At 65.8% G+C, this 1,202-nt stretch carries 1 protein-coding gene; it reads right to left on the bottom strand.

Translation table 11 applies throughout. The annotated features are described in order from the left end of the window. Positions 1-10 precede the first annotated feature (10 nt). A complete protein-coding gene (locus tag ABZ780_RS31755) occupies positions 11-1,102 on the bottom strand; it encodes an IS630 family transposase (protein WP_357488459.1) in 1,092 nt (363 codons plus the stop codon). Between the last annotated feature and the right edge of the window lie 100 nt (positions 1,103-1,202).

The raw sequence follows: 1,202 nt of genomic DNA, 5'->3' as shown, positions 1-1,202 counted from the left end.
TAGTGCCTCGTCATGCGGCCTTGAACGGGTAATCGGGATGGCGGATCTTGGAGTTGATCGCGTATCCGGTTTTGGGTTGGGCGTGTTGGTTGCGCCAGCGGATGTAGGCGCCGATGGCGGTGTCTTGCTCGGCGTGGGTGCGGTGGTCGGTGCCGTTGAGGGCGAAGTAGCGTACGGCGGCGAATTCGGCCTCGATCCAGTTCAGCCAGGAGGCGTAGGTCGGTAGGAACACCAGGTCGACCTGGTTGGCGGTGCACCAGGCGCGGACCTCGGGGTGCTTGTGTGGGGAGAAGTTGTCCAGGATCAGGTAGAGCCGGTCATCGGGCCACCGGGCGCGCAGCGTCTTGAGGAAGCTGAGGAACTCCCGCCATCGTTTCCGGTCGCGGATGCGGTAGTGCAGCTTGCCGGTGGTCAGGTCCAGGGCGGCGATCATGTGTCGTACGCCCTGGTCGCGGGTGTAGGTGGCCCGCAGTCGCACCGGGTGTGCGACGGGCCGCCAGGCCCGTCCGGGTCGGGGTTGCAGGTTCAGCGGCCCGAACTCGTCGACGCACAACACCCGACCATCTGCTGGTGGGTGGTCGTAGAGGTCCAGGATCCGGCGCATCTTCGTGGTGAAGTCGGGGTCGGTGCTGGCCTTCCACGTCTTGGTGGCCTGCCACGTCACGCCGCGTTCGTGCAGGATCCGGCGGACGGTCTCGACGCTGATGGTCGTGACGTGGCCGGCGGCGATGAGGTAGTCGCGCAGCTTGGTCAGGGACCAGCAGGAGAAGGGTCGGCCGAGGAAACGGGGGTCGCACCGGGCGATGACGCAGATCCAGTCGCGGGTCTGCTCATCGATCCGTCTCGGTGCGCCCCCGCTCCATTTTGGGTCCAGGGCGTCGAACCCCCGATCGTTGAACGCGTGGATCACGTCGCGGACGTAGTCCTCGCTGGCCTTGAGCAGGTGGGCGATATCCGGGGCTGGTTGGCCCTGGGCGGACATCAGCACCACGATCGCCCGCCGCAGCTTCACCGGGTCCTTCGCCGTCCGGGTGATCCGCTGCAACCGTTGACCCTCGACCATCGACACCTGCCGGACGAACACCTCCGGGCGCCTACCCACGCCACCACCTCCCAGACCAGAAACGATGGGAGACAGCCTGCCCGACACATCCTCAGAACCAACGGATTACACGATCAACGTTCAAAGACGAGGCACTAGC

The sequence above is a fragment of the Micromonospora sp. NPDC047467 genome (assembly GCF_040643095.1).
Taxonomy (GTDB): Bacteria; Actinomycetota; Actinomycetes; order Mycobacteriales; family Micromonosporaceae; genus Micromonospora.
The sequence above is the reverse complement of the archived record's forward strand: the minus strand, read 5'-3'. Positions and strand labels throughout refer to the sequence as shown.